Annotated in this window: 20 protein-coding genes and 1 pseudogene; 9 read left to right on the forward strand and 12 right to left on the reverse strand. The window is 72.2% G+C overall.

What is annotated here, in order from left to right; translation table 11 throughout:
* Positions 1-16 precede the first annotated feature (16 nt).
* From OIB37_RS03080 to OIB37_RS36240, 3 genes are all read right to left on the reverse strand, one after another.
* Positions 17-1,159, reverse strand: coding sequence for an LLM class flavin-dependent oxidoreductase (locus OIB37_RS03080; protein ID WP_330455936.1), 1,143 nt, complete (start codon positions 1,157-1,159; stop codon positions 17-19).
* A 130-nt stretch (positions 1,160-1,289) separates the two neighbouring features.
* The gene (gene ssuE, locus OIB37_RS03085) at positions 1,290-1,844 is read right to left on the reverse strand and encodes an NADPH-dependent FMN reductase (RefSeq protein ID WP_330455937.1); all 555 of its coding nucleotides are present in this window, start codon (positions 1,842-1,844) and stop codon (positions 1,290-1,292) included.
* 260 nt (positions 1,845-2,104) lie between these two features.
* Entirely contained in the window at positions 2,105-2,188 is an 84-nt protein-coding gene (locus OIB37_RS36240) for a putative leader peptide (protein WP_351019447.1), read from the reverse strand.
* Between the two features lie 282 nt (positions 2,189-2,470).
* Between OIB37_RS36240 and OIB37_RS03090 the strand changes: the two genes are divergently transcribed.
* Together OIB37_RS03090 and OIB37_RS03095 are read left to right on the forward strand one after the other, a co-directional pair.
* Positions 2,471-3,994, forward strand: a complete 1,524-nt coding sequence (locus OIB37_RS03090) for an SDR family oxidoreductase (protein WP_330455938.1) — start codon at positions 2,471-2,473, stop codon at positions 3,992-3,994.
* 69 nt (positions 3,995-4,063) lie between these two features.
* Positions 4,064-5,440 (forward strand): cryptochrome/photolyase family protein, encoded by a 1,377-nt coding sequence (locus OIB37_RS03095; RefSeq protein WP_330455939.1) that lies wholly within the window; start codon positions 4,064-4,066, stop codon positions 5,438-5,440.
* A gap of 141 nt (positions 5,441-5,581) precedes the next feature.
* Here the strand turns inward: OIB37_RS03095 and OIB37_RS03100 are convergent, their stop codons facing one another.
* Positions 5,582-6,688 carry a MerR family transcriptional regulator gene (locus OIB37_RS03100; RefSeq protein ID WP_330455940.1) on the reverse strand — a complete coding sequence of 369 codons (1,107 nt, stop codon included), beginning with the start codon at positions 6,686-6,688 and terminating at the stop codon, positions 5,582-5,584.
* Positions 6,689-6,782: 94 nt separating this feature from the next.
* Between OIB37_RS03100 and OIB37_RS03105 the strand changes: the two genes are divergently transcribed.
* Both OIB37_RS03105 and OIB37_RS03110 read left to right on the forward strand, forming a co-directional pair.
* Positions 6,783-7,451, forward strand: a complete 669-nt coding sequence (locus OIB37_RS03105; protein ID WP_330455941.1) for a sigma-70 family RNA polymerase sigma factor — start codon at positions 6,783-6,785, stop codon at positions 7,449-7,451.
* Between the two features lie 296 nt (positions 7,452-7,747).
* Positions 7,748-8,184 (forward strand): annotated as a pseudogene (locus tag OIB37_RS03110) (SPW repeat protein).
* A gap of 141 nt (positions 8,185-8,325) precedes the next feature.
* Here the strand turns inward: OIB37_RS03110 and OIB37_RS03115 are convergent.
* The 3 genes from OIB37_RS03115 to OIB37_RS03125 form a co-directional block, all read right to left on the reverse strand.
* The gene (locus OIB37_RS03115) at positions 8,326-9,093 is read right to left on the reverse strand and encodes an ArsR/SmtB family transcription factor (protein ID WP_330461764.1); all 768 of its coding nucleotides are present in this window, start codon (positions 9,091-9,093) and stop codon (positions 8,326-8,328) included.
* A 99-nt stretch (positions 9,094-9,192) separates the two neighbouring features.
* The gene (locus OIB37_RS03120; protein WP_330455942.1) at positions 9,193-9,705 is read right to left on the reverse strand and encodes a GNAT family N-acetyltransferase; all 513 of its coding nucleotides are present in this window, start codon (positions 9,703-9,705) and stop codon (positions 9,193-9,195) included.
* A 93-nt stretch (positions 9,706-9,798) separates the two neighbouring features.
* The gene (locus tag OIB37_RS03125; RefSeq protein ID WP_330455943.1) at positions 9,799-11,271 is read right to left on the reverse strand and encodes an APC family permease; all 1,473 of its coding nucleotides are present in this window, start codon (positions 11,269-11,271) and stop codon (positions 9,799-9,801) included.
* Positions 11,272-11,406: 135 nt separating this feature from the next.
* Between OIB37_RS03125 and OIB37_RS03130 the strand changes: the two genes are divergently transcribed.
* Positions 11,407-12,618, forward strand: coding sequence for an ROK family protein (locus OIB37_RS03130; protein ID WP_330455944.1), 1,212 nt, complete (start codon positions 11,407-11,409; stop codon positions 12,616-12,618).
* 118 nt (positions 12,619-12,736) lie between these two features.
* Complete coding sequence (locus tag OIB37_RS03135; protein WP_330455945.1) at positions 12,737-15,544, forward strand: glycoside hydrolase family 2 protein; 2,808 nt, start codon at positions 12,737-12,739, stop codon at positions 15,542-15,544.
* A gap of 40 nt (positions 15,545-15,584) precedes the next feature.
* Here OIB37_RS03135 and OIB37_RS03140 read toward each other — a convergent pair whose 3' ends face one another.
* Positions 15,585-17,030 (reverse strand): hydrolase, encoded by a 1,446-nt coding sequence (locus OIB37_RS03140; protein ID WP_330455946.1) that lies wholly within the window; start codon positions 17,028-17,030, stop codon positions 15,585-15,587.
* A 216-nt stretch (positions 17,031-17,246) separates the two neighbouring features.
* Here OIB37_RS03140 and OIB37_RS03145 point away from each other — a divergent pair, with 216 nt between their 5' ends.
* Complete coding sequence (locus OIB37_RS03145) at positions 17,247-17,510, forward strand: GlsB/YeaQ/YmgE family stress response membrane protein (RefSeq protein WP_330455947.1); 264 nt, start codon at positions 17,247-17,249, stop codon at positions 17,508-17,510.
* Between the two features lie 5 nt (positions 17,511-17,515).
* On the opposite strand, the gene OIB37_RS03150 is transcribed toward OIB37_RS03145, so the two are convergent.
* The 3 genes from OIB37_RS03150 to OIB37_RS03160 all read right to left on the reverse strand — a co-directional run bounded on the left by OIB37_RS03150 (position 17,516) and on the right by OIB37_RS03160 (position 20,328).
* Positions 17,516-18,292, reverse strand: a complete 777-nt coding sequence (locus tag OIB37_RS03150; protein ID WP_330455948.1) for a GNAT family N-acetyltransferase — start codon at positions 18,290-18,292, stop codon at positions 17,516-17,518.
* Positions 18,293-18,572: 280 nt separating this feature from the next.
* Complete coding sequence (locus OIB37_RS03155; protein ID WP_330455949.1) at positions 18,573-19,427, reverse strand: GNAT family N-acetyltransferase; 855 nt, start codon at positions 19,425-19,427, stop codon at positions 18,573-18,575.
* Positions 19,428-19,653: 226 nt separating this feature from the next.
* Positions 19,654-20,328, reverse strand: coding sequence for a chaplin (locus OIB37_RS03160; protein ID WP_330455950.1), 675 nt, complete (start codon positions 20,326-20,328; stop codon positions 19,654-19,656).
* Positions 20,329-20,663: 335 nt separating this feature from the next.
* Between OIB37_RS03160 and OIB37_RS03165 the strand changes: the two genes are divergently transcribed.
* Both OIB37_RS03165 and OIB37_RS03170 read left to right on the forward strand, forming a co-directional pair.
* On the forward strand, positions 20,664-22,373 hold the full coding sequence (locus OIB37_RS03165) for an alpha/beta hydrolase (protein ID WP_330455951.1): 1,710 nt from the start codon (positions 20,664-20,666) through the stop codon (positions 22,371-22,373).
* Between the two features lie 130 nt (positions 22,374-22,503).
* Positions 22,504-23,028 (forward strand): DUF4232 domain-containing protein, encoded by a 525-nt coding sequence (locus OIB37_RS03170; protein WP_330455952.1) that lies wholly within the window; start codon positions 22,504-22,506, stop codon positions 23,026-23,028.
* Here the strand turns inward: OIB37_RS03170 and asnB are convergent.
* Positions 23,021-24,862 (reverse strand): asparagine synthase (glutamine-hydrolyzing), encoded by a 1,842-nt coding sequence (gene asnB, locus OIB37_RS03175; protein WP_330455953.1) that lies wholly within the window; start codon positions 24,860-24,862, stop codon positions 23,021-23,023. The genes OIB37_RS03170 and asnB overlap by 8 nt on opposite strands.
* Positions 24,863-25,086 lie beyond the last annotated feature (224 nt).

Genomic DNA, 25,086 nt, shown 5'->3' on the forward strand with positions numbered 1-25,086 from the left:
AGCTCGCCCAGCTCGCTCAGCTCGCGAACGGCACCCGGGCCGAGGGGGCGTCGGCCGTGTCGCCGGGACGGGTCCACAGCCCCTGGGCCGCGAGCCGGGGCAGCACACCCTCCCCGAACCAGTACGCCTCCTCCAGGTGCGGGTACCCGGAGAGCACGAACTCGTCGATACCCAGGGCGTGATACTCCTTGATCCGGTCGGCGACCTCGTCGTGGCTGCCGACCAGCGCCGTACCGGCGCCGCCGCGCACCAGGCCGATGCCGGCCCACAGGTTGGGGTGGATCTCCAGGCCGTCCCTGCCGCCTCCGTGCAGGGCCAGCATGCGCCGCTGCCCCTCCGACTCGCTGCGCGCCAGGCCCGCCTGGACGGACCGTACGGTCTCCGTGTCGAAGCCGTCGAGCAGCCGGTCGGCCTCGGCCCAGGCCTGCGCCGAGGTGTCCCGGGTGATGACGTGCAGCCGGATGCCGAAGCGCAGGGTCCGGCCGTGCCGCGCGGCCAGTTCCCGGATCCACGCGATCTTCTCCGCGACCTGCGCGGGCGGCTCGCCCCAGGTCAGGTAGACGTCGGCGTACCGCGCGGCGACCTCTCCGGCGACCGGCGAGGAGCCGCCGAAGTAGACCTCGGGCACCGGATCGGGCAGCCGGCTGAGCCTCGCGTCCTCGACCCGGAGGTGTTCCCCGTGCAGATCGACACTCTTGCCCTCCCACAACTCCCTTACGATCCGCAGGAATTCACCGGTACGACGGTACCGGTCGTCCTTGTCGAGGAAGTCCCCGTACGCCCGCTGCTCATGGCTCTCGCCGCCGGTGACCACGTTCAGCAGGAGCCGGCCGCCGGTCTGCCGCTGGAAGGTGGACGCCATCTGCGCGGCGAGCGTCGGCGAGACGAAGCCGGGCCGGAAGGCGACCAGGAACTTCAGCCGTTCGGAGTTCTGGCTGACCATCGCCGTGGTCAGCCACGCGTCCTCGCACCAGGCCCCCGTCGGGGTGAGCGCGCCCACGAACCCCAGGCTCTCGGCGGCACGGGCGATCTGGCTCAGGTAGGCGACCGTCGGCGGCCGGTCCCGGCCGGAGACCGTGGCCGGACTGCCGTGGCCACCGCCGACGACGTCCCGGCTGTCGCCGTTGGTGGGCAGGAACCAGTGGAAGGCGAGGGACATGCGAGTCTCCGTTCTGTACGTGCGGCTGCGCCTGCGGCTGTACGTGCGGGGCGCACATACGGGCTGTGGCGTACGGCTCTGCGTGCGCGGGCTGTGTGCGTGGGGACAGGGACTGCGACGGCGTCCGTGCTCAGCTCGCCACCGCGAGCACCGGGGTACGGCCCAGCGCGGCCGAGAACCGGTCCACCACGTGTCCCAGGGCCTCGGCGGCGGCCGGGGCGACGGTGAGGGAGCCGTCCTCCCGGACGGCCATGTCCGTGTCGAGGGTGAACCAGCCCTGGACTATGTGGTCGGCGCCCATGGAGTTCAGCACCGGGCGCAGCGCGTAGTCGATGGCGAGGACATGTGCGGTGGAGCCACCGGTGGCGAGCGGCAGGACCGTCTTGCCGGTGAGCGCGTACTGCGGCAGCAGGTCGAGCAGCGCCTTGAGGACTCCGGAGTACGACGCCTTGTAGACGGGAGTGCCGACCACCACGCCGTCGGCCCGGGCGAACAGCTCGGCCGCCGCCACGATGGCCGGGTGCCGGAAGTCCGCGCCGAGGAGGGCCTCCGCGGGGATCGTACGGACGTCGAGCGGGATCACCTCGTGCCCTTGGGCGATCAGCCGCTTGTCCAGATGGCGCAGCAGGCGATGGGTGCGGGAGGAAGCGGAAGGACTGCCGGAGACGGAGAGGACGGTGGCCATGGATGCCTCTTTCTGGAGCGGTGCGTCAGCGCGGGAAGGGCCGCCGTCCGCCGGGCCGCGTCGCGGTCGCCCCTCGCGACACGCGGAACACACGGATGCCGCGGGCATTCGGGCATCCGGGCACCCCTGGCGCGGAATGCGCGGTCATGCTCCGAGCACGTCGATTTCCGTCCGTGTGACGGACGGGGCGGAATCACGGAGTGCCGGGAAGAAAGCCGGGCGGAGGCCCGGCGGCGGCGGATCGGAGGTGAGTCGGACGATCAGGCCGCGGCGCGACAACAGGCGCTGGAGACGCGAGCGAGGTCGACATGGCGTCGCCGCGTGAGGTCCAGTCGCATGGTCATGTCGGCGATCGTGGCAGCCCGCGGCGAGGACCGTCAAGGAAATCCTGAGAGGTCTCGTATCGCGGACCACGGCATTTCACGCGAGCGTGGAAAGGGGGCGGCACAGAGAAACACGCGCGGCACGGCAGATCGGGCGTGACCCAGCAGGACCCCCGCGGCACAGCGGGAACACGCGCGGCACAGCCGGACACGCGTTCCACCGGAAGGAGGACACGCATCCGCGACACGTGCCGTACGGGAAGTGATCACAGGGGGATCACCGACGCGGAGGTACCGGGAGCGATGAACGACCAGGACTCGACGCCACTGCGCTGTCTGGTGACGGGCGCCACGGGCTACATCGGCGGACGGCTCGTGCCCGAGCTGCTGGCCGCCGGGCACCAGGTGCGCTGTCTGGCCCGCACTCCGCGCAAACTGCGCGACCATCCCTGGGCGGGCGAGGCGGAGGTGGTGGAGGGCGACGTCACCGACGCCGACTCGGTCGCCGACGCGCTGCGGGACATCGACGTGGCGTACTACCTGGTGCACGCACTCGGCACCGGGAGCGACTTCGAGGAGACCGACCGGCGCGCGGCCCGCATCTTCGGCGAGCAGGCGAAGGCGGCCGGTGTCCGCCGCATCGTGTACCTCGGCGGGCTGACCCCGGAAGGCGTACCCGAGGAGGATCTGTCCCCGCACCTGAGGTCACGGGCGGAGGTGGGCCGCATCCTGCTGGAGAGCGGCGTACCGACCTCCGCGCTGCGGGCCGCCGTGATCATCGGCTCCGGCTCGGCCTCCTTCGAGATGCTGCGCTACCTCACCGAGCGGCTGCCCGTGATGCTGACCCCGACCTGGGTGCGCACCCGTCTTCAGCCCATCGGCGTCAAGGACGTCCTGCGGATTCTGGTCGGCTGCGCGCGGCTGCCCGAGGACGTGAACCGCACCTTCGACATCGGCGGCCCGGACATCCTGACGTACCGGGAGATGATGATCCGGTACGCGCGCGTGGCCCACCTGCCTCCGCGCGTCATCCTGCCCGTGCCGGTCCTCACACCGTGGCTCTCCAGCCACTGGGTGGGGCTGGTCACCCCGGTCCCCGCCGCCATCGCCCGGCCGCTCACCGAGTCGCTGCGCTACGAGGTCGTCTGCCGCGAGCACGACATCAGGCGGTACGTGCCGGAACCCCCGGGGTATCCGCTCACCTTCGACCAGGCGCTGAAGCTGGCGCTGCGCCGGATCCGGGAAGCGAAGGTGATCACCCGCTGGACGTCCGCCGCGAGCCCGGGCGCGCCCAGCGACCCGCTGCCGACCGACCCCGACTGGGCCGGCGGCAGTCTGTACACGGACAGCCGTCAGTCGCTGGTGTCGGCTCCGGTGAGCACCTTGTGGCGGGTGATCGAGGGGGTGGGCGGCGACAACGGCTGGTACTCCTTCCCGCTCGCCTGGAGTGTCAGGGGCTGGCTGGACCGGCTGGTGGGCGGGGTGGGGCTGCGCCGGGGGCGGCGGGACGCGCACCGGCTCCGGGTGGGCGACTCCCTGGACTTCTGGCGGGTGGAGGAGATCGAACCGGGGCATCTGCTGCGGCTGCGCGCCGAGATGCGGCTGCCCGGCCTCGCCTGGCTGGAGATGTACGCGGAGCCGGACGGCGACGGCCGCAGCCGGTACCGCCAGCGCGCCCTGTTCCATCCGCACGGGCTGCTGGGGCAGATCTACTGGTGGGCCGTCTCCCCCTTCCACGCCGTCGTGTTCGGCGGGATGGCCCGCAACATCGCCCTCGCGGCGGCGCGGCAGGCCGACGAGGACGGCGGCGGCACCCCCGTCGGCTGACCAGCGCATCCGTCCGGCGCGCCGGGACAGAACGCTCTGCGTAGCCACCGTCTCGCCTGGAGCCGCACGATGAACACCTCGGTCGTCCTGTTCACCGCCGATCTGCGCCTGCACGACCATCCACCGCTGCGGGCCGCGCTGGACGAGGCACGCGAGGTCGTGCCCCTCTTCGTGCGCGACCGCGGGGTGACGGACGCGGGGTTCGCCGCGCCCAACCGGCTGGCGTTCCTCGCCGACTGCCTGCGCGACCTGGACGCCGGGCTGCGCGAGCGCGGCGGCCGGCTGGTCCTGCGCTCCGGCGACGTGGTCGACGAGGTGTGCAAGGTGGTCGCCGAGGCCGACGCCGACGAGGTGCACATGGCCGCCGACGTCAGCGCGTACGCCCATCTGCGCGAGCGGCGGCTGCGCCGCGCCCTGGAGGCGGACGGGCGGCGGCTGCACGTCCACGAGACGGTGACCGGCGTGATCCCGCCCGGCACGGTGACCCCGGCGTCCTCGGACCACTTCGCCGTGTTCACGCCGTACTTCCGGCAGTGGTCGCTGCGGCAGCCGCGGGATCCGCTCGGCGCGCCCCGCTCGATCCGGGTCCCGGAGGGCGTCGGGTCCGAGGAACTGCCGTCCCGGTCCGCGCTGTCCGGCGTCTCGCCGGGGCTGGCCGCGGGCGGCGAGGCGGAGGGCCGTAAGCGGCTCACCGCGTGGCTGCGCTCCGGGATCGCCGCGTACGAGGAGAGGCACGACGACATGGCGGGCGACGCGACCTCGCGGCTGTCGCCGCACCTGCACTTCGGCACGCTCTCCCCCGTGGAGCTCGTCCACCGCGCGCGCAGGGCGGGCGGTCCGGGCGCCGAGGCGTTCGTGCGGCAGGTCGCCTGGCGCGAGTTCCACCGCCAGGTGCTGGCGGCACGCCCGGCCACGGCCGGCGACGACTACCGCACCAAGCACGACCGCTGGCGGTCCGGGCGTGCGGCCCAGGAGGACGTCGAGGCGTGGCGGGAGGGCCGTACCGGCTATCCGATCGTCGACGCGGCGATGCGCCAACTCCTGCACGAGGGCTGGATGCACAACCGCGGACGCCTGCTGGCGGCGAGCTTCCTGACCAAGACGCTGTACGTCGACTGGCGGGTGGGGGCCCGCCACTTCCTGGAGCTGCTGGTGGACGGGGACGTCGCCAACAACCAGCTGAACTGGCAGTGGATGGCCGGAACGGGCACGGACAGCCGCCCCAACCGGGTCCTCAACCCCGTCGCCCAGGCCAAACGGTACGACCCGGACGGCGCGTATGTCCGGCGCTGGGTACCCGAGTTGACGGACATCCCGGATTCCGCGATTCACGAGCCGTGGAGACTCCAGGGGTTCGACCGGGCGCGGGTCGGCGACTACCCCGACCCGATCGTCGAACTCGCCGACGGCCTGGCCCGCTTCAGGCAGGCCCGGGAACGAGACTGACACCGGCCCCCGAGGGACGCGGCCGAGGCGGACTCCGGCGGCCCGCCTTCCCGGCACCCGCCTGGCCGCCTGCCCGGCACCCGGCGAGAACGAGTCACCGCGCGGCGCAGGCGGCGGTGGGCGCGGGCTGCCGGGCGATGGTCAGTGCGGTTCGGCCCGGGGGGCCGTTCCGTACACCGCGACGAGTGTGTCGAGCGCGTCGGCCAGGGCGGTGGGGCGCACCATGCCGCGCGAGAACCGGCCGGCCCAGCCTGGGCCGCCGAGCACCACCAGTGGCTGCGCGCGGGCTCCTCGCACTCCCCACTCGGTGGCCGCGACGTACTGGGCCAGCGGAATGCTCGCGGTGGAGCGTGCCTGCGCCCACAGCACGACGGCGGCCGGGCCCAGTCGCCGTACCGCCACGAGGAGCGCCTCCGCCGGAACGGCCGCCCCGAACATCCTTGTGGGGATGCCGTGTTCACTCAGCGCGGCGTTGAGCGCCTCCAGCGGCAGGGTGTGCTGTTCACCGGGGACACAGGCGAGGATGACGGGCCCCGCGGCGGCCGGCGGCCCGTGCCACGCGGGGTGGCGGGTGTACCGGCGCAGCGTCGTGGAGACGTGCCAGGACAGCAGGTGCTCGACCTCGACGTAACGGTCGCCCGACGAGGCCCACTTGCGGCCCACGGCGTGCAGGGTCGGAACCATGATGTCCTGCCACGCGACCTGGACGCCGTACTCGGTCACGGCGGTGTCCAGTTGGTCCTGCACGGCGGCGGCGTCCAGCCGGACGGCCGCGCGGGCCAGGCCGCGGCACTCCTGACGGACGTCACCCAGGGGCAGTCCGCCGGCGGCACGGGAGGGCGCGGCCGCCTGCTCGGGCCGAGGTGCCGGTGCGGCGGCGGGCACGGACGGCGCCGACGGGACGGTGGCGTCCTCGGGCGGCGTCCCCGGCGCGCCGGCGTCGTCCGGGACACCGGGGCGCGCGTGGTCCTTCGCGGCGCGGGCCGCTTCGGCGGGTGGCACACCGGACGAGGTGAGCCGGCACATCGTCTCCAGCATCGCCACGTCCCTGGGTGTCCAGCGCCGGTGCCGCCCGTCGGCGCGCTCGGCGGGACCGATGCCGTAGCGGCGGTCCCAGGACCGCAGGGTGGTGGGTGAGACGCCGAGCCTGCGGGCGAGGGCGCCGGTGGTCAGCCCGGCGTCCGCGGACGGGGAGTCCTGCGCGGGGCGCTCCGGGTCCGGTCCGGTCGAGACCGGGTCGTCGTCCATACGTCGAGCATACGACGCAGAATCGATGCGAGTTGTGGGCGCCGTGCGTCGGTTCGCACGATGGCTGGACCGTCACACACGAGGAGCCGAAGTCATGGCCCCGAATCGGACCGCCTCCGCCACGAGCGCCACCACCGGAACCCCCGTCCCGGCGCCCGCGTCCGCGCCCGCGCCCGCACCCGGCGCGGCGGCCGCGGCGCCTCCGTGCACCCCGGCCGAGGCGGCGTGCGGGGACGAGGAGATCGCGCGTGGCCTGGTGGCGGGTGACGAGGCCTGCCTGGCCGCCGCCTACCGCCGCTGGTCCGCGCTGGTGTACGCGCTGGCCCGCCGCTCGCTGGGCGACGCCGGAGAGGCGGAGGACGTCACTCAGCAGGTGTTCCTGGGCGTGTGGCGCGGCCGGCGGGGCTACCGGCCGGAGCGCGGTCCGCTGGGCGGCTGGATCGTCGGCATCGCCCGCCGCAAGATCTTCGACGCCCTGTCGGCGCGTACTCGGCGCGGTGAGCTGGTGGCGGCGGCCGGCTCGGCCCTCGCGCACGCGGCCGCCACCGACGCCGCGGAGACGGGCCCCGAGGCGGTGCTCGACCGGATCCTCGTCCAGCGCGCGCTGGAACGCCTTCCCGAAACCCAGCGGCAGGTGCTCTACCTGGCCTTCTACGAGGACCTCACCCAGACGCAGATCGCCGCCCGCACGGGCTGGCCGCTGGGCACGGTGAAGAGCCACGCGCGGCGGGGGCTCCACCAGCTCCGGCGCAGCCTCGAATAGGCGGCGCTCGCCGGCTCCCCCGCCTGAAGCAGTGGCACCCGCCTCCGAGGCGATGGCCGGACTCACGTTCGACGCACAAACGATGCATCGCTCGCGAAGGGGCGTTCGGGCACATCCTGACACCACCTCGACCCCGTCCCCGCGATGCCCCGACCGCGTCGGTACGGCCACCACGTGGGCGCAAATCGGATTATGCTACCTATAAAGAATTAATAAGTGCAAAATGGTGAGTGCGCGGCGCTCGCCGCGTACCGCGCAGGACGCGGTCAGCCTTGCGAGTCACGAAGGAGACGAAGATGGCCAACGTCTCGCACAGAGGTGACATGGCGACTCACCCCGACATCTCCGAAATGCGGGACCGCTACGCCCGCATGCTCGGCGGCCGTGAGTGGCGCTCATGGACGGGCCGGTGTTCCTGCTCGGCCTGTACTGCGCCGCCTCTCCGTGGATCGTGCACTACACGGCGAGCCAGCCCGCACTCATGGTCCACAACCTGATCATGGGCATCGCGATAGGACTGCTGGCCCTCGGATTCACCACGGCCCCCGCGCGGATGTACGGCCTCAGCTGGGCCATGTGCGCCATGGGCGTCTGGATGATCATCGCTCCGTGGATCGTGGGCCGCGGCCCCGACGCCGGCGTGATCGCCAACAACGCCGTCATCGGTGGACTGGCCGTCATCCTCGGGTTGCTGTGCACCTGGACGGCGGCCAAGAGCGTCCCCAGGCGTTAGCGCGCACGGGCCGAAGGCCCACCGGACCACGAAGTCGAGACACGAGGGAAGGAGGACCGCCTGAAGACAGTGAAGTCCACGAAAAGAACGCGAGGCCGGTCCACCCGGGTGGACCGGCCTCCCCCGCGCCCGCGGCCGAGTTCAGCGTGCGGGCATCTCCCACGGCGCCTGCGGCAGGGTGCTGCCGGTCTCCAGGAGCGACTTCAGGTTGGACAGCACCGCCGGCCAGCCGGACGCGATACCGGCACGCTCGCCCTCGTCGTTGAGGTCCTCGTGGGTGACGGTGAGCCGGACGATGCCCTCGTGCGGCTGGAGGTCGAAGGTGACCCGGGAGTGCCGCTCCTCCCGCTCCTCCTCGTCCGGCGCGGCCCACGTGACGACCAGCCGGGTCGGCCGGTCGCTCTCGACCACCCGGCCGACCACGTCGGCGACGCCGGAACCGTCGGCGCGGACGTGCTCCCAGCGGGAGCCCGCCTTCCAGTCGGAGACGTTGTGATGCCCCCAGTAGGCGGCGGTCAGGTCGGCTTCGGTGAGCGCCTCCCAGACCTTCTCGGGCGTACTCGCGATGTAGGTGACGTAGACGAAATCCGGCTTGTCGTTCATGGCTTCCTCGGCTTGTCGCTTCACGGCGGCCAGCGCGCTCAGGCGCGGGCGCTCGAACTTGTCGATCCACCGCTCCTGGATCTCATGGAGCGGCACGGGATTGAGGTAGTGCAGCTTCTCCCGTCCCCGCCGCACGGTGGTGACCAGGCCGGCGTCCTCCAGGACGCCCAGGTGCTGGGTGACCGACTGACGCTTCATGTCGATCCGCGCGCACAGTTCGCCGAGCGTCTGGCCGTTGTCCTCGCGCAGCCGGTCGAGAAGCCGCCTGCGCGTCTCGTCCGCCAGCGCCTTGAAGACCTTGTCCATCCTGGCCTCGCCCTCCGATCGCACACCTCAAGTTATGCAGGCAATCACCTGCATGTCAATCGGACCGGCCTCCACCGGCTCCCCCGGCGCGCCACCCGCTCACCGCGGCACCACGAACGAGATCCACACGTCCGGGGGCAGCTCCGGGCGGCCGGGCACCGGCCGGACCGCCTGCTCCCAGGCGTCACCGGCGACCTCGCGGGCGACGCGGTGCCAGAAGCTCACCGCCGGCGCGTTGTCGTGCTGGAAGGCGATCTCCCACCGGCCCGGGTGCCGGGCGAGGATCTCGCGCACGGCGCGCAGCCCCACGCCCGCGCGGCGCGCTCCGCGCACCACGAAGAAGCTGTTGAGCACCCGGGTGGGGGCGGTCGGGCCGCGGACGAAGGCGAAGCCGACCGGGTGCTCGCCGCACGTCATCAGATACGGCACCCAACCGGCCTCCGCGAAGGCCGAGTCGAGCCTTTCGCTGCGGAACTCGGCGCCGGGGCCGGGCAGTACACCCCGGAATCCGGAGAGGTCGTGGCGGAACAACAGCCACAACCGCTCGACGGTGGGGCGGTCCTCGGCGGTCGCGGGGCGGACGGACAGGTCGGAGAGCAGGGTTTCAGGCATGAAAAAAGCCTCCCCGGTGGGCGTGCGAGCCGACCGGGAAGGCTTGAGGAATGCGTCAACCTTAGCGCATCGCGGGATGATTGGGGTTGATGTTCAGCTCGCCGCGGGCTCCGCGGCCGGGTCGGTGTCCGGGTCGGCGTCCATGCCGGTCGCGAACTCCTCGCTGATCTCCTTCTCCCCGAACGGCCACACCCGCTCCCGCCGCGCCCAGACCAGGAAGGCCACGCAGCCGAGGGCGAGCCAGGCCAGCGACCACTCGATGGGATGGCGGCCCGGGGAGTTGCGGTCGGCGTATCCGTAGATCACGCACCAGCCGGTGAAGGCGATGACGCTGGGCACCGGGTACAGCCACATGCGGTACGGGCGGCGCAGCAACGGCCTCCGCTTGCGAAGGACCGTCAGCGCGACGATCTGGGCGAGCGCCTGCACGATCACCATCACGGTCGTGAGCAGCTGGATGAGGGTCGCGAGGTCGGTGTGCCGGCCGATCAGGAAGCCGATCGCGGTGATCACGCCCATCGTCGCGAGGCCCAGCACGGGGAAGCGGTGCCGGGGGTGCAGCTTCTCGTACGGGCGGAAGAAGACCCGGTCGCGGGCGGCGTCGTAGGGCACCCGGGAGCCACCCAGCAGGCCCGTGAAGACGGACGCGAACGCGGTGATCAGGATCAGCACGGTCACGGTGTCCGCGGCGCCCTTGCCCCAGGTCCTCTCCAGCACGGCGGAGGCCACGGAGGTGGAGGCGATGTCGTGCGGGTCGGTCATCCGGTGCCAGTCGACGACGCCGAGGGTACCGATCTGGAGCAGCAGGTAGATGGCCATGATGCCGAGGATCGAGAAGAAGATGGAACGCGGCAGGGTGCGGCCGGGGTCCTTGATCTCGGCGCCCATGTAGGCGGTGGTGTTGTAGCCGAGGTAGTCGTAGATGCCGATGGTCAGGCCCGCGGCGAAGCCCAGCCAGAAGTGGTCGCTCGTCAGGTCGAAGGCGTGGGCGGGGTAGGTGAAGGCCAGATGCGGGCTGAAGTCGCTCGCGGCGGCGGCGATGACGAGCAGGACCGAGGCGATCATCACGGTCCACATCACGGCGGTGATGCGGGCGATGTGTTCGATGCCGCGCCAGAGCAGGATCACCACGAGGGCGATGACGCCGAGGCCGACGAGATCGCCGGAGGTCTGTCCCAGGCCCGGTGCCAGGTAGCCCAGGTACTGGACGAAGCCGACCACGCCGGTGGACATGATCAGCGGGATGAAGAGCATCGCCGTCCACACGAACAGGAACGGCATCAGGCGGCCGGTGCGGTACTGGAAGGCCTGGCGGAGATAGACGTAACTGCCGCCCGAGCCGGGCAGTGCGGCGCCCAGTTCGGCCCAGACCAGGCCGTCGCACAGGGCCAGTACGGCGCCCGCGACGAAGCCGATGACCGCCTGGGGGCCGCCGAACGCGGCGACCATCAGCGGGATCGTCACGAACGGGCCGATGCCGCACATCTGGCTCATGTTGATGGCCGTGGCCTGGAACAGGCCGACACGGCGGACGAAACCACCGGTGGGTGGCGGGCTACCGGACATGGGGACTCCTGACGCGACGGGCGCACGGACCGCGTGCGTGACGGTGACTCGCCCGGCCGGGCTGACTGGCCGATAAAGTTAAGGAGCCTTACTAGAGGCGTCAAGTATCCGTCAGAAATACGTGAGAATGGTGCGATGCCCGCCGGTGAGGTCATAGAGCCGCAGGAACAGCCCTGGAGCCGCCGGCGCCTGCGCAGCACCAACGAGCGGCTGCTCCTGGACCGGCTGCGCGCCCTCGGTGCCGCCTCCCGCGCCCAACTGGCCCGCGAGACGGGCCTGTCGAAGCCGACGGTGTCCAGTGCGCTGGCGTCGCTGGCGGCGGCCGGCCTGGTCCACGAGGTCGGCACCCATGCCCCCGAGCGGGGCCGGACCGCCGTGCTGTACGCCCCGGACCCGGCCGCCGGGTACGTGCTCGGCGTGGACGTCGGCCGCGGCTGGCTGCGGGTGGCGGTGGCCGGCCTGGACGGAACGGTGGCCGCCCGCGCCGACGTACGCAACCGCGCCCGCACCTCCGCCGCCCTGGCCGACCTGGTCGTGGGCACCGCCCGCCGGGTCGTCGGTGATTCGGGGGTGGACCCGGCGGAGGTGGTGCACGGCGTCGTCGGCACGCCCGGCGTCTACGACGAGGAGCGGCGCCGGGTGCGCTACGCGATGCATCTGCCGGGCTGGGGCCGCGCGGGCCTCTTCGACCGGATGCGCGAGGAGCTGGGCGTGCCGCTGGAGGTGCACAACGACGCCAACCTGGCGGCGCTGGGCGAGTACACGTACGGCGTCGGCGCGGGCAGCCGGCTCTTCGCCTACATCATGATCGGCACCGGTCTGGGCATGGGCGTGGTCAGCGAGGGGCGGCTGTTCACGGGGGCGCACGGGCTCGCCGGGGAGATCGGGTTCCTGCCCTGGCCGGACCGGCGGGCGGGGCAGGAGGAGCCCGGGCGCCACCGGCCGGAGCGGCTGGAGGACGCGGTGTCGGGGGTGGCCGTCGTGGAGGCCGCACGGCACTTCGGGATGAGCGGGCAGCTGACCGCGAAGGCGGTCTTCGACGCGGCCCGGCGGGGCGACGCGGCCGCGGTGCGGGCGGTGGAACTGGAGGGCGAGCGGATCGCGCACACGGTGGCGGCGGCCGCCGCCGTGCTGGACCCGGACCTCGTGGTGCTCGGCGGCGGCGTCGGCCACAGCGTCGACCTGCTGCTCGGTCCGGTCCGCGCGCACCTGCGCGCGCTCACCCCGCTGCGGCCCGCGATCGCCCCGAGCCGGCTCGGTGAGGACGCCGTACTCCTCGGCGCGGTGGCCACGGCGCTCGGCACGGCCCGGGATCTCGTCTTCGCGCGCCGGACGGGCGACGGCTGACCTGTTCGCAGCCACCGCCAAGGCCCCGGGCGGCCGGGGTCGTTGACACACCTCCTGCGCCGCCCTACGTTGGCGCGGGTTAGTAAAGTTTCCTAACTTTACGAGCCTGGAGCTCAACGTGTCCCCTCGCCCCGCACCCGGCCACCGGCTCGCCGCGGCCACCGCACTCGTCGGCCTGATCGGCACGCTCACGACCACCGCCTGGGCCGACCCCCGGGACCGGGGAACACACCGGGACCCCGCGCCGCATGGGCACGCCATGGCGACCGCGACCCGTACGCCGGCCCACGCGCCTTCTCCCGCCGGCCCGGCCCGGGCCCGGTCGCACAGCGGCGTGACCCGCGTCCCCTCGTCCGCCGGATCCGCCACGCCGCTGTCCGGGTACACGATCCAGTCCACGGCGAAGGTGAGCGACTCGGCGGCGGCCGTCTCCTCCCCCGGCTACCCGGCGAAGGGCTGGTACCCGGCGGGCCCGCGCTCCACGGTCCTCGCGGCGCTGCTGGCCGACGGTGTGTATCCCGATCCCTTCCACTCGACCGACCAGCAGCGCATCCCGCGGGCCGACTTCCAGGTCCCCTGGTGGTACCGCTCCGACTTCACCGTCGAGGACACCGGCCGGCGCACCCATCTCGACTTCAGCGGGGTGATCTCGGCGGCCGACGTGTACGTCAACGGCCACCAGGTCGCGAAGTCCGCGGAGGTGACGGGCGTCTACCCCCGCCACGAGATCGACATCACCTCGCTGATGAAGGCAGGCACGAACACGGTCGCCTTCCGGGTCCAGCCCAACGAGCCGACCAGGAACCTCAGCATGAGCTGGCTCGACTGGCTCCAGCCGCCGCCGGACCGGAACATGGGCCTGGTCCGCGACGTCCTGGTCCGGCGCGACGGGCCGGTGGCGCTGCGCGACACGCACGTGGTGACCAGGCTCGCCGTGCCGTCGCTGGCCACGGCCGAGCTGACCGTCAGGGCCCAGGTCCGCAACGACAGCGCCGCGGCGGTCACGGCCGAGGTGTCCGGCGGCGTCGCCGGCACCCGCTTCACCAGGTCCGTGCCGCTCGCCGCGCACGAGTCGAAAACCGTCACCTTCTCCCCCGCCGACACCCCCGGCCTGCGGCTGGCCTCGCCGAAGGTGTGGTGGCCGGCCGGCATGGGCAGCCAGCCCCTGTACGCCCTGGACCTCTCCGTCTCCGTCGCCGGCGCCCTGTCGGACACCGCCCGCGAGACGTTCGGCATCCGCGACGTCCAGGCGCCGCTGAACTCCGACGGCGCCCGCACCTACCTGATCAACGGACGCAGGCTGCTGATCAAGGGCGGCGGCTGGTCCCCGGACGAGTTCCTGCGCTGGGACCCGGTCTACGCGGAGGACCGGCTCGAGTACGCCGTGGACCTCGGGCTGAACACCATCCGTCTGGAGGGCCACCTCGAACCGGACGAGTTCTTCGACCTCGCGGACCGCCACGGCGTGCTCACACTGCCGGGCTGGGAGTGCTGCGACAAGTGGGAGGGGCAGGTCAACGGCAGTGAGGCCGGGGAGAAGTGGACCGCCGCCGACTATCCGGTGGCGAAGGCCTCCATGGCCGCCGAGGCCGCCCGGCTGCGCGACCACCCGAGCGTGATCTCCTTCCTGATCGGCAGCGACTTCGCGCCCGACGCGACGATCGAGAAGAACTACCTGGACGCGCTGCGGGCCGCCGACTGGACGCTCCCCGTCATCCCGGCGGCCTCCGACAAGTCCGCACCCCAGCTGGGAAGTTCGGGGATGAAGATGACAGGGCCCTACGACTGGGTACCGCCGGGCTACTGGTACGCCAAGCGCGAGGGCGGCGCCACCGGCTTCAACTCCGAGACCAGCGCGGGCCCCGACATCCCCACGCTCGACACCCTGCGCCGGATGCTGACGCCCGCCGAACTCGAGACCCTCTGGAAGAACCCCGACGCCCAGCAGTACCACCGCTCACCGTCGCCCACGTTCAACACCCTGAAGCTCTACGACGCCGCCCTCACGGGCCGTTACGGTGCCCCGACGAGCCTGGCCGACTACGTCCGCAAGGCGCAGCTCGCCCAGTACGAGAACGTCCGCGCCCAGTACGAGGCCTACGCGCGCAACGCGACGGACGCCGTCAAGCCGTCCACCGGGGTCGTCTACTGGATGTTCAACAGCGGCTGGACGTCCCTGCACTGGCAACTGCTGGACCGCTATCTCGACCAGGGCGGCGCCTACTTCGGCGCCAAGAAGGCGAACGAGCCGCTGCACGTGCAGTACTCCTACGACGACCGCTCGGTCGCCGTCGTGAACAACCAGAACGGCTCGGCCGCCGGACTCGCCGCGCGGGCCACGCTGTTCAACCCCGACGGCACGCAGAAGTACGACAGGACCGTCACCGGTGTCGGCGTCGACGGCGGCGGCGCCCACGCCACGGCGCTGACGCTGCCGTCCTCGGTGAGCGGGCTGTCGTCCACGTACCTGCTGCGGCTGGTCCTCACCGACGCGGGCGGCAAGGAGGTGAGCCGTAACGTGTACTGGCTCTCCTCCAAGGCCGACACGCTCGACTGGGCGCACACCGACTGGTACTACACCCCGACGACGAGTTACGCCGACCTTAAGGGGCTCACCTCGATGGCGAAGGCGCCGGTGACGGCGACGGCGTCGACTACGGACTCCGGCGCCATGTCGACCACGACCGTGACCGTGCGCAACACCGGCAGCGGCACGACGCCGTCGCTGTTCACGGACGTCCACCTGGTCGACGCGCAGAACAGACCGGTGCTGCCGGTGCGGTGGTCGGACAACGAGGTCGGCCTGTGGCCGGGTGAGTCGACGACGCTGACCGCGACCTACCGCACGTCGGATCTGCGCGGCTCGGCACCGCGCGTGCGGGTCTCCGGCTGGAACACGCCGGAGCAGACCGTCCCCGCGGGATGACCGTGTGGGGCCCGGCGCCCGTGGGCCGGGCCCCATGCGGTCAGCTGACGTTGAGCGCCGTGTCGTCGACGACGAACGACGTCTGGAGAGTGGAGCCCTCGGTGCCGGTGAACTTGATCGTGACGGTCTGCCCGGCGTAGCCGCCGAGATTGAAGCTGCGCTGGGTGTAACCGCTCGCCGCGTTCAGGTTCGAGTACGTGGCGAGCGTCGACAGCACCGTTCCGCCGCTGTTGAGGACCTGCGCCTTCACGGTGTCGTAGGCCGTGGACGTGGTGGTCTCGGCGGTGTCGATGTGGAGGTAGAAGCTCAGGGTGGCGTTGGCGCAGCCGGCCGGGATGGTGACCGTCTGGGCGAGCGTGTCGGTGTGGGCCGATCCGTAGCCGCTCAGCCAGGCCTTGTAGGAGCCCGTGCGGGCGGCCTCCGCGGTGTCGTTGGTGATGACACCGCTGGACGCGGTCCAGGAGGTGGCCCCCGACTCGAAGCCGGGGTTGGCCAGCAGCTGGGCGGCGGTGCAGGTGCCCCCGCCGCCTCCGCCCGTGGTGCCCGAACCGGCCAGCCAGGCGGTCGCGTTGAGGGCGAGGGCCGCATTGGTGGCGCCGGTGTCGTTCCAGCCGTCGTACAGGGTGTTGCCGGACTGGCCCGTGCCGTCGTCGACCGGCGAGCTGTCGCCCCAGAAGGCGACGCGGCCACTGCCGAAGGCGGAGGTGAGGAAGAAGGCGCCGGTGTTCCCCGAGGAACCGGTGCGGTAGACCAGGCCCTTGACGGCGGGGTTGTCCGCGGGCTTGAGGGTGGCCGTCGTCCCGCTGGCGATCAGGCTCTTGGTGACGGTGCCGAAGGAGCCGTGCAGCACCGGGTCGGTGCCGTCGCTGATCGCCGAGGGGTAGTCGGACTGGATGTTCTGCGTGTCGATGGCGAAGCCGAACGGGTCGGTGGAGTCGACGCTGTTGTTCGTCATCAGGTCGTTGAGGATCTCGACCGCGTCCGCACCGTCGTTGTTGCGGTCGGAGCCGGTGTGGTCGGAGATCATGAACAGGCCGCCGCCGTTCTTCACGAAGTTCATGATCGCCGTCTTCTCGGCGGCCGTGAACAGCGTGTTGGGCTCGGGCAGGACCAGCGTGTCGAACTGCGACAGGTCGGTGGCGGAGGCGCCGCCGTAGCTGAGGGCCCCGCCCGAGGGCAGCGTCTTCAGGCTGTAGCCGCCCGCCTTCTGCAGCGCCACGCCCCAGGAGGACAGGGCGCCGGTCCAGTCGGTCTCGGCGGACGGGGTCGAGTCCTGGCCGAGCGGGTCGGGCTGGCTGGTGGAGATGATCCAGTCGGCGTTGCCCGCCGTCTCGGCGTGGGCGTTGTCGAACAGGATCCGGTGCGTGGTGGCCGCCTGGGCGGGCGCCGCGCCGGCACCGACCTGCAGGGCGGCGGACGTGGCGAGCAGGCCGAGTCCGGCCAGGGCGGTGGTGAAGCGGTGGCGGGATCTCCTGGATCCGAGCATCCGGCGAACCTCCATGGAGGGTGGGGAGAGGCAGTGGGGGCGCCAAGTCTGCGCGCGTAGAGCCTGGTTGAGCGTTCTACACGCGTCAATTGATTGAAAGGTACATGGCGTGACGCGGCGGTGAACAGAAAGCCGGGTCAACAACCGGTATGGACTGACTCCGCTTACAGCGGGCACATGCCAGTAAAGCGGGGGACGGGACCTGGAGGGGTGGAGATGGAGATCTCAGGCATCATCAGTGCCGTTGTCATCGGTCTGGTCGTCGGTGTGCTGGGCCGCCTCGTCGTACCCGGACGGCAGCACATCGGCATGCTGCTGACCATCGTCGTCGGTATCGTGGCGGCGCTGGTGGGTTCGGCGGTCGCCGCCGCGTTCGGGGTCGCCGACACCAACGGGCCCGACTGGATCGAGTGGTTCATCCAGATCGCGCTCGCGGCGCTCGGCATAGCCGCCCTGGACCGGTCCAGGGGCCGCCGCTGACGCCGTCAGACTCCGTACAGATACGGCGTCGTGGTGCTCAGCGCGTGGAATCCCAGGCGCTCCAGGATGGGCCGGCTCATGGCCGAGGCGTCCACCTGGAGACAGCGGTAGCCGTGGGCAGCGGCGACGCGGGCGCGATGGGCGACCAGGGCACGGTAGACGCCCCGGCCGCGCCAGGCCGCGACCGTGCCGCCGCCCCACAGGCCGGCGAACGGGGTTCCGGACACCAGTTCCATCCGAGCCGAGCCGACCGGTTCGGCGCCGGCCAGCGCGAGCACGGCGACGACCGTGCCGGGGTCGGCGGCCAGCCGGCCGAGCATCTGGTGACGCAGCCGGGTGCCGTCCGCGCCGAAAGCCCTCTCGTGCACGTCGACGACGAGATCGACGCCGGCCCGGTCGGTGACCTCGACGAGGCGGACGCCCGCGGGCGGCTCCGCGTCCGACGCCAGGGCCGCGACCTCGGCCGCCATCAGCGTCTCCTCGAGCTCGGCCCGGAAGCCGGCGGCCAGGAGCCGGGGGCCGAGGTCCGCCGGCCGGTCGTGAGCGTAGAGCTTCCACTCGAAGTCGCGGCCCAGGCCGGTGAAGTACGTGATCTGCTCGTCGATCGCCAGGTCCGCGCCCGCCGCGTCGAGGCCGCTCCACAACACGCCGTTCCAGCTCCGCGCGTCCGCCACCTGGCGCACCACGGCTCCGGCCCGCTCGATCCGGGCCCCGGGGCCGTCGGGCCGTGCGCCCTCGCGCATGTCCCTGTCGTAACGGGCGAGCACTGCCTCGCGATCCATGGCCCCACCCCATCATCCGCGCCTGGAGGGGTCAACGGGATTGTCCTGCGCCCGGGTTCCTCTCCCGGTCCGGTCCGCCCGGCGGGCCGGGGAGGCGGCGAGCCTCCGGCCGCGGGCCGGGACGGTCGCTATGGGCCCGGGTCCGGTCGGTACGGGCCTGGCTCCGGTCGATGCGCCTACGCGGTGGGGCAGCGGTGATCAAAGCCCTGTCGGGCACCGGCTCCACGAAGGCCTCGTGGAGCCGGTGCCGCGCGTCACCTTCCGTAAGTTCCGTTTCGTGTCAGCCCAGTTCGAGTGTCGTCACGCCGAACACCCGCTCGCGGGCGTGTGCGCGGACCGGGCCGGTGTACATGCGGGCGGTCTCGAACGAGGGGGTGAATCCGGCCTCCTCGGCCAGCGCGACTCCGGCCGTGTTCGGTTCGGGCACGTCGATGGCGACCTCACGGCCGGCGACGTCGGCCGTGAGCGCGGCGAACAGGGCGCGGGCGTCGTCCGGGGTGTCCGCGAAGAGGGGGCCGACGCGCAGGGTGTCGCGCCCGGGGCGGATCACGCCGTAGCCGGTGAGGCGGTCGCCGTCGTGGCGGACGACGGCACGGTGGCCGGGGCCGGTCAGCCATTCGGCGAGGAAGCGCGGGCGGTCGGCCGGGAAGCAGAGGCCGTCGTAGGCGGTGACGGCGGCGAGGTCGTCGGGACCGGCGGCGCGGACGCCGGCGGGCATGGCGGCCTCGGGGGCGGTGCCGGTGAAGCGGATGGTGCGGTAGGCGAGCGCGAAGCCGGACTGACGGTAGTTGTCCTGCTGGGCGACGACGCCGTCGAGGCCGACGGTCCGGTTGCCGGCGTGGGCCAGGGCGGTCTTCCAGGTCATGAGCCCGTGTCCGTGACCGCGCAGGTCGGGGCGGACGAGGTAGCAGCCGAGGAAGGCGTAGTCGGAGCCGTGGCGGACCACCGAGATGGCCGACACCGGTTCGCCGTCGATCCGGCCGAGGAAGAAGCCCTCGGGGTCCTGGGCGAAGAAGGCGGGGCCGTCGGACAGCCCGGGGTTCCACCCCTCCGCCGCCGCCCACTCGCTGATCACCGGCCAGTCGGCGAGGGTGGCCTGCGTGACGACGAGATCCTGAGGGGCCGCTGACGTCATCGGTTCGCTCCATGTTCCGTGTGGTCCGGGCTGCGTGGGGCACGGCTCCGGGCGCCGCGCCCTGTGCATCCTTCCCGATCCACCGGGGACCTCGCCACGTCGGGTTCAGCCGTTACGGCGCGTCAACCGGTCGTCGGGCCACCACTGTTGGCCGGCGGTGCGGCCGCCCCTGACACGGCGGAGCCCCACCGGGCCGGCGTCCGGTGGGGCCATGCGGTGCCATGGGTCAGCGGTCGCTGCCCGGGCGGAACCGGCGGTACAGCACCAGGCCCGTGACAATGAGCGCGGCACTGCCGGCCACCGTGGGTGCCATCAGATCCGTACCGGTGTGGGCGAGGGAGCCCACGGGCACCGGCGCCGCAGGCTGCGGCGGGCGCGGGGTGGGGTGGGACTTGACCGGGGTGGTGGGGGGCGTCGGCGTCTCGGGCTGTACCGGGGTGGGCGTGGGCTCGTCCGGACCGTTGACGGAGCTGTTGCCGAAGACCGGGTTGCCCACACCGACCACGTTGACGCTGTTGCCGCTCAGGTTCACCGGCAGGTGAACCGGGAGCTGGATCCCGTTGCCGGAGAGCACTCCGGGCGAGTCCGTCGTACCACCCTGCGCCGTCGCGCCGCCGGACGTGGAGGACGCGCCCGTGCCGCCGCCACCGCCGCTGTTGGCACACTTGTTGCCCATGGCCGGATTGAGCAGCCCCACCACGTCGACGGTGTTGCCGCACACGTTCACCGGCACGTCGACCGGGACCTGCAGGGTATTGCCGGAAATCACCCCGGGCGAGCCCGCCGCGGTGCCGTCGGCGGAGGCCCCGTCGGCCGCGAGAGCGGCGGACACCGGCAGCGCCATGGCCATCGCCCCGGATGCGGCGACGGCCATCACGCCGTTTCGGGTAGCCCGTCTCATAGCTTCCTGCCTTCCATGATCCTCGCGGGCACTCACCCGCACCTCATGACGCGGGCAGTCACCCGCATCACATAAAACGCAGGCGAACCATCCAAGTTATGGCCAAACGGTCTTTCACTCCCACGAGTGACATGCATATTCGAATCGCACGTAAAGCCATCGATCCCCATCGATACATAATTGATCGAACGAATCAGCATTGACCGGCCTTGGGCGGGCGAAGAGTACGGTCCTGGGCGCCGTCCCGCCCGCCGGGAGGCGGCCCTCAGGGGGCCCGCTTATGGTGAGGAGGGCGCCGACCCCGTCCTCAGCGGGTGCGCCCCAGGAGGCGATCGATGCTGGCCAAGCTGTCGACACGGCCCGCCGTGCGGCACGGTGCGGGCGCCGGAGTGCTCGCCCTGACCCTCCTCGGAGCCGGGCTGCCCGCGGTCGCCGCCGGCCGGGCGGAGCCCGACCTGTCCCGGTTCTACGGGCAGAAGGTGACGTGGGCGGCCTGCACGGACCCGAACGCGCCCGACGATCTCCAGTGCGGCAAGGTCACCGTCCCGCTCGACTACGCGCGGCCCGGCGCGGGCACCCTCGACCTGGCGCTGGCCCGCTACCGGGCGACCGGTCCCTCGCGCGGCTCGGTGCTGCTGAACTTCGGCGGCCCGGGCGCGCCCGGCGTCAGCCAGCTCGCCGGCCAGGGCAAGGACTTCATGGACCTGACCAACGGCTACGACGTGGTCACGTTCGACCCGCGCGGCGTCGGCCGCTCCTCCCCCGTCAGCTGCGGCGAGAGCGCGGACGGGGCGGACGGGGCGGCCGAGGCGCCCGGGAACGTCGACGCGGCCCGCCCGCAGGCGCTGCTGACCCGGCTGCAGAAGTCCGTCACCCTGTGCACCAAGCACTCCGGGCCGGTCCTGAAGCACATAGGCACGGTCGACACGGCCCGGGACCTCGACGTCATACGCCAGGCCCTCGGGGACAGGAAACTGAACTACCTGGGCTTCTCCTACGGATCGCGGCTCGGCGCGGTGTACGCCGCGCGGTTCCCGCAGAACGTCGGCCGGATAGCCCTCGACGGGGTCGACACCCTGACCGAGTCGCTGGCCGACCAGGGCCTGGCGGGCGTCGAGGGACAGCAGACGGCGCTGGAGGACTTCCTGACCTGGTGCACGAAGGACATCGCCTGCCCGTTCGGCCAGGACCGCCGGGCCGCCGGGGACCAGGTCGTGGAGATCATGCGCTCGCTCGACGCGCACCCCGTGCCCAACGCCTTCGGCGGCTCCTTCTCCGGTCAGGATCTCGTGGGCGCCATCGGGCAGGCGCTCTACAGCCGGCAGCTGTGGCCCTCGCTGGAGCGCGCGCTGGCCTCACTGGTCCAGGACGGCGACACCCGGGGCGTGCTCAACTTCGCCATCGGCGGCTTCTCCCCGTCGCTCCGGGCCGCCCCGCACGGCACGAAGGACGACCCGCGAGGCGCGAAGGGCGATCCGCAAGGCAACGGTACGAAGGACGACCGGCACGGCACGAAGAGCGACCGGCACGGCGCGAAGAACGGTGGACTCGTGGACGCCCAGGACGTCCCGACCGACAACCTCCCGGCCGCCCTGATGGCGATCAACTGCGCCGACGACCCCGACCGCCCCACCGCCGCGCGGATCGGCAAGGACCTCAAGGGGCTGCGCGACGCCTACGAGGACGCCTCCCCGGTCTTCGGCCCTTACCGGCTCAGCCAGTTGCTGATGTGCTACGGCCGCCCCAAGGGCACGGACTACATCCGCGACCAGGTCAGGAACGTCCACTCGGCCAAGATGCTGCTGGTCGGCACGCGCGGCGACCCGGCGACGCCGTACCGGTGGACCGTGGAGACGGCCAAGCGGCTCGGCCCGTCCGCCGTCGTCCTCGACAACAAGGGCGACGGGCACACCGGCTACACCTCGTCCAAGTGCGTGCACCGCAAGGTGAACGACTTCCTGCTGTACGGCTTCCTGCCGCCGAGCGGCAGTTCCTGTCTGACGCAGGAGACCGGCTGGAGCTCCGGCACGGAAGCCGTCGATTGACGACAGCCGGTGCGCAAACGGGTAACAGTGCCGATTCCGGTACAACCGCACGGCCCTCCCCGGCGTCACACTGATCGGGCGTGCTTCGGCCCGCCCGACCCGTACGTGACCGTGACAGGGGGAACCCGCCATGCGCCTGCGCGCCGCCCACGCCGTACCCGCCGTCCTCTCCGCCGCCACTGCTCTGCTGCTTTCCGCGCCGCAGAGTCAGGCCGCCGCCCCGCACCTCCCCCGCGCCGCCCCGTGCGCGCAGGGCGCTCTGACCCTGCGGGCGAAGGCCGCGTCCGCCGATCCGTCCGTGGTCCGCTTCAGCGTGACCAACCGGGGCGCCGCCTGTGTCGTCGACCGCGTGCCCACGGTCACCTTCGGCGACCTGGACGGGGCGGCGCTGCCGGTGCCGGAGGGAGGCGCCGGGACGTACCGGATCGCGACCGGGGCGACGGCGTACGCGGCCGTCCGCACCATCGCCGACCCGGCGGACCCCGAGGCCCGCCGGGTGGACGCGATCACGGTGGCCGCGTCGGCCTCGCAGTGGGGCCGGACGTTCACCGCCGCGCGGCTCGGGACCGGGGCGGACGTCCGGGTCTGGGAACCGGTGACCACGTGGTGGCGGCCGACGGCGGCCGCCGCGGACCGGGCCATCGGCCTCAGCTGAGGACCAGCTCCGGGGAGTACAGGTCCAGCCAGTGCGCCAGGTCCAGGGTGCGTTCCAGGCCGCGCCGTGCCGACGGGGTGCTGACCGGTGTCCCGCGTTCGGCCGTCACCCGCGCCTTCTCCCGGTCCACCAGGTCGAAGACGGCGTGGGAGGGCCGGGCGAGGAGGTCCCTGACCTGGTCCTGGAGGGCCTGGGCGTAGCGCGGGTCCTGCGTGGAGGGATACGGGCTCTTGACCCGCTCGTAGACCGACCGCGGCAGCAGGTCGGCGGTGGCCTCCCGCAGCAGGCTCTTCTCCCGGCCGTCGAAGGACTTGAACGACCACGGCGTGTTGTACACGTACTCCACCAGCCGGTGGTCGCAGAACGGCACCCGGACCTCCAGGCCGACGGCCATGCTCATCCGGTCCTTGCGGTCGAGCAGGACGCGGACGAAGCGGGTCAGGTGCAGGTGGCACATCCGCCGCATGCGGTACTCGAAGTCGCTCTCGCCGTCCAGGCGCTCGATGCCGGCGACGGCGGTGCGGTGGCCGTCGGCGATGTAGCCGTCCAGGTCCAGGGACTTGGCGAGGCCGGGCCGCAGGACGTCGGCGTCCTCGCCGAAGTGGCGGCGGGCGCGCACCAGCCAGGGGAAGGTGTCGGCGTTGCGGGCGTCCTCGTCGAAGAACTGCAGGTAGCCACCGAAGACCTCGTCGGCCGACTCGCCCGACAGGGCGACCGTGGACTGGTCGCGGATGGCACGGAAGAGCAGCAGGAGCGAGGCGTCCATGTCGCCGAACCCGGCCGGCAGGTCGCGGGCGCGGATCACCCGTCGGCGGGTGTCGGGGTCGGCGAGGGTCTGGGCGTCGAGGACGATGTCCTGGTGGTCGGTGTCGGCGAGCCGGGCCACATCGTGGACGAACGGGGTGTCGGGGGTGCCACGCAGTTCGTCGGCGACGAAGTGGTCGCTCTGGCCGACGAAGTCGACGGCGAAGCTGCGCACCTTCTCGCCCCGCTCGGCGAGTTGCCGGGCGGCGAGCGCGGTCATGGCGGAGGAGTCGAGGCCACCGGAGAGCAGGGTGCAGCGCGGGACGTCCGCGACCAGTTGACGGCGCACGATGTCGTCGAGGAGCGAGCGCACGGTGGCGATGGTGGTGTCGCGGTCGTCGGTGTGCTCGCGGGTCTCGAGACGCCAGTAGACACGGGTGCGAAGGCCCGAGCGGTCGACGGTGACGACGGTGCCGGGTTCGACCTCGCGCAGGCCGTCCCACACGGCGTGGCCCGGCGTCTTGATCATGGTGAACAGCTCGCGCAGGCCGTCCTGGGTGACGCGGGGGCGGGCGAGGGGGTTGGCGAGGATCGCCTTGGGCTCGGAGCCGAACAGGACACCGTCCGGGGTCGGGTGGTAGTAGAACGGCTTGATGCCCATGCGGTCGCGGATCATCACGAGCTTGTCGTGGCGGCCGTCCCACACGGCGAAGGCGTACATGCCGTTCAGCCGCTCGGCCACGGAGTCGCCCCATTCGAGGTAGCCGCGCAGGACGACCTCGGTGTCGGAGTCGGTGGTGAAGCGGTGGCCGCGGTCGGCGAGTTCGCGGCGGAGTTCGGTGAAGTTGTAGGCCTCCCCGGAGTAGACGAGGGCGACCGACCCCTCGGGGGTGTGGACGGACATCGGCTGCCGGCCGCCCGGGAGGTCGATGACGGCGAGCCGGCGGTGCCCGAGGGCGGCCGGGCCCTCGGTCCAGGTGCCGCGGTCGTCCGGGCCCCGGCAGGCCATCGTCTCGGTCATCGCATGCAACACCGTGGCCTCGGCGCCGAGGTCGCGGTCATAGGAGACCCATCCGGTGATGCCGCACATGCGCTGCCTCCTGCCTCCGGCCGGCGGCCGAGCCCCCACTCACCTGTGCTTTCGGGGGTGGGCAGAAGACGACCGCCGAACCGGTTGTATCGAGCACCTATACGACGAGCGTCCGCCAGTCGCACGCGCCGGTCAACGTGGCCGTAACACGGACGGCTCCGCTCCCCTACGGTTTCGGCCGCGCTTTGCCCGCACGACAGCCTCAGGACTCCGCGACACCGGGC

The sequence above is a fragment of the Streptomyces sp. NBC_00820 genome, assembly GCF_036347055.1.
GTDB lineage: Bacteria > Actinomycetota > Actinomycetes > Streptomycetales > Streptomycetaceae > Streptomyces.